At 47.9% G+C, this 3,908-nt stretch carries 2 tRNA genes and 2 rRNA genes; all 4 read right to left on the minus strand.

What is annotated here, in order from left to right:
* Positions 1-1,696 (minus strand): 23S ribosomal RNA (locus U9670_RS08645); the annotation flags it as partial.
* Between the two features lie 267 nt (positions 1,697-1,963).
* A tRNA-Ala gene (locus U9670_RS08650) sits at positions 1,964-2,039 on the minus strand.
* A gap of 18 nt (positions 2,040-2,057) precedes the next feature.
* Positions 2,058-2,134: transfer RNA gene (locus U9670_RS08655), tRNA-Ile, on the minus strand.
* A gap of 61 nt (positions 2,135-2,195) precedes the next feature.
* Positions 2,196-3,726: ribosomal RNA gene (locus U9670_RS08660) — 16S ribosomal RNA — on the minus strand.
* Between the last annotated feature and the right edge of the window lie 182 nt (positions 3,727-3,908).

The raw sequence follows: 3,908 nt of genomic DNA on the forward strand, positions 1-3,908 counted from the left end.
ATCACCATCGGCAGCGTACCTTCTCCCGAAGTTACGGTACCATTTTGCCTAGTTCCTTCAGCAGAGTTCTCTCAAGCGCCTTGGTATTCTCTACCTGACCACCTGTGTCGGTTTCGGGTACGATTTGTTTATGACTATCGCTTAGAAGCTTTTCCTGGAAGCATGGTATTTGCCACTTCGCCAGTAAACTGGCTTGCTATCAGATCTCAGTAATAGTTTAGCGGATTTGCCTACTAAACCTACCTACATCCTTTCACCTGGACAACCAACGCCAGGCTGACATAACCTTCTCCGTCCCTCCATCGCATCATAAACAAGTATTGGAATATTAACCAATTTCCCATCGACTACGCCTTTCGGCCTCGCCTTAGGGGTCGACTCACCCAGCCCCGATTAACGTTGGACTGGAACCCTTGGTCTTCCGGCGTGCGAGCTTTTCACTCGCATTGTCGTTACTCACGTCAGCATTCGCTCTTGTGATACCTCCAGCAACCCTTACAGGTCACCTTCACAGGCTTACACAACGCTCCCCTACCACTTAATTGAAACAATTAAATCCGCAGCTTCGGCTCCTAGTTTGAGCCCCGTTACATCTTCCGCGCAGGCCGACTCGACTAGTGAGCTATTACGCTTTCTTTAAAGGGTGGCTGCTTCTAAGCCAACCTCCTAGCTGTCTGTGCCTTCCCACATCGTTTCCCACTTAACTAGGAATTTGGGGCCTTAGCTGGCGGTCTGGGTTGTTTCCCTCTTGACGACGGACGTTAGCACCCGCCGTCTGTCTCCCGGATAGTACTCATCGGTATTCGGAGTTTGCATCGGTTTGGTAAGTCGGTGTGACCCCCTAGCCGAAACAGTGCTCTACCCCCAATGGTATTCGTCCGAGGCGCTACCTAAATAGCTTTCGGGGAGAACCAGCTATCACCGAGTTTGATTAGCCTTTCACCCCTATCCACAAGTCATCCCCTGGCTTTTCAACGACAGTGGGTTCGGTCCTCCGGTGCCTGTTACGGCACTTTCAACCTGCTCATGGATAGATCACTCGGTTTCGGGTCTATACCCTGCAACTAGACGCCCTATTAAGACTCGGTTTCCCTACGGCTCCCCTATACGGTTAACCTTGCTACAGAATATAAGTCGCTGACCCATTATACAAAAGGTACGCCGTCACGGAACAAGTCCGCTCCGACTGCTTGTATGCACACGGTTTCAGGTTCTATTTCACTCCCCTAACAGGGGTTCTTTTCGCCTTTCCCTCACGGTACTGGTTCACTATCGGTCAGTCAGGAGTATTTAGCCTTGGAGGATGGTCCCCCCATCTTCAGACAAGATTTCACGTGTCTCGCCCTACTTAATATGTCGCATTTGTGATTTCGCATACGGGACTATCACCCACTATGGTTAAACTTTCCAGCTTATTTTGCTATCACAAGTTTGATCGGCTCCTCCCCGTTCGCTCGCCGCTACTAGGGGAATCTCTATTGATGTCTTTTCCTCGGGGTACTGAGATGTTTCACTTCTCCCGGTTTGCCTCCTAACCAAAGGTTAGGATAACCAACTTATGTTGGTTGGGTTTCCCCATTCAGAAATCGCCGGGTCACAGGATATTGCCACCTCACCGACGCTTATCGCAGGCTATCACGTCTTTCATCGCCTCTGACTGCCAAGGCATCCACCATGTGCACTTCATTACTTGACCATACAACCCCAAGGGGTCTATATGGGTAATGTGTAACGATTATACCTAGTTTACGCTTGATTCAGTTCTCTTTACTTTATCCAATCACCTTCTAAAATAGAAGTGGAGTGTGATTGGAATGGTTAATTATTTGTTGGAATTAAATAATTAACCCAGACTCATATTTTCGTTGTTAAATAATGATATGAACTTCGTCAGTTCATAAAGTTAAAGCATAAATAAGAAATCTTATTTAAATTGCTTATGTATGCTTTTGATGTTTAAATATGGTGGAGTTAAGGAGAGTCGAACTCCTGACCTCCTGCGTGCAAGGCAGGCGCTCTACCAACTGAGCTATAACCCCTAATACTTGGTTAGTATATGGTGGGTCTAATAAGACTTGAACTTATGACCCCCGCGTTATCAACACGGTGCTCTAACCAACTGAGCTATAGACCCGTTTTAAACATCTTCCTAAAGAACAACTTGTTGTGAATTCTTACTAATCAGATAACTTCGTTAAGGAGGTGATCCAGCCGCAGGTTCCCCTACGGCTACCTTGTTACGACTTCACCCCAGTCATCGACCCCACCGTGGTGATCGCCCTCTTGCGTTAGGCTAACCACTTCTGGTGAAGTCAACTCCCATGGTGTGACGGGCGGTGTGTACAAGGCCCGGGAACGTATTCACCGCAGCATTCTGATCTGCGATTACTAGCGATTCCGACTTCATGGAGTCGAGTTGCAGACTCCAATCCGGACTACGATAGGCTTTTTGAGATTGGCATCACATCGCTGTGTAGCAACCCTTTGTACCTACCATTGTAGCACGTGTGTAGCCCTGGTCGTAAGGGCCATGATGACTTGACGTCGTCCCCGCCTTCCTCCAGTTTGTCACTGGCAGTATCCTTAGAGTTCCCGACCGAGTCGCTGGTAACTAAGGAAAAGGGTTGCGCTCGTTGCGGGACTTAACCCAACATCTCACGACACGAGCTGACGACAGCCATGCAGCACCTGTATTCTAATTCCCGAAGGCACTCTCGCATCTCTGCAAGATTCTAGATATGTCAAGACCAGGTAAGGTTCTTCGCGTTGCATCGAATTAAACCACATGCTCCACCGCTTGTGCGGGCCCCCGTCAATTCATTTGAGTTTTAACCTTGCGGCCGTACTCCCCAGGCGGTCTACTTATTGCGTTAACTGCGTCACTAAGTCTTCAAGAGACCCAACGACTGGTAGACATCGTTTACGGCGTGGACTACCAGGGTATCTAATCCTGTTTGCTACCCACGCTTTCGAACCTCAGTGTCAGTATGATGCCAGGAAGCTGCCTTCGCCATCGGTATTCCTCCAGATCTCTACGCATTTCACCGCTACACCTGGAATTCTACTTCCCTCTCACCTACTCTAGTTGTCCAGTATCAGATGCAGTTCCCAGGTTAAGCCCGGGGCTTTCACATCTGACTTAAACAACCACCTACGCTCGCTTTACGCCCAGTAATTCCGATTAACGCTTGCACCCTCTGTATTACCGCGGCTGCTGGCACAGAGTTAGCCGGTGCTTATTCTGTGGGTAACGTCAGGGCTATTGGGTATTAACCAATAGCTTTTCCTCCCCACTTAAAGTGCTTTACAACCAAAAGGCCTTCTTCACACACGCGGCATGGCTGGATCAGGGTTTCCCCCATTGTCCAATATTCCCCACTGCTGCCTCCCGTAGGAGTCTGGGCCGTGTCTCAGTCCCAGTGTGGCTGATCATCCTCTCAGACCAGCTACAGATCGTCGCCTTGGTAGGCCTTTACCCCACCAACTAGCTAATCCGACTTAGGCTCATCTATTAGCGAGAGCTAAAAGCCCCCTTTCACCCGTAGGTCGTATGCGGTATTAGCATTCCTTTCGGAATGTTGTCCCCCACTAATAGGCAGATTCCTAAGCATTACTCACCCGTTCGCCACTAATCATATCTAGCAAGCTAGATAATCATCGTTCGACTTGCATGTGTTAAGCCTGCCGCCAGCGTTCAATCTGAGCCATGATCAAACTCTTCAGTTTAATCTTTATAACTAATTAACCCATTGAGTGGGTCAGTCTTGGCTCATTTATTACTAGCAAATTTGCTCATCGTGTAAATGAATTAACTTTGAGTATTTTTGCTTGATAAATGATAATTTTTGTATTATCTTGTATTAGCAAAAATCCACACAAGTTGTTCTTTAGTTTTGATTTTAAATAGT

This window comes from Moraxella tarda, assembly GCF_035181405.1.
Classification (GTDB): domain Bacteria; phylum Pseudomonadota; class Gammaproteobacteria; order Pseudomonadales; family Moraxellaceae; genus Moraxella.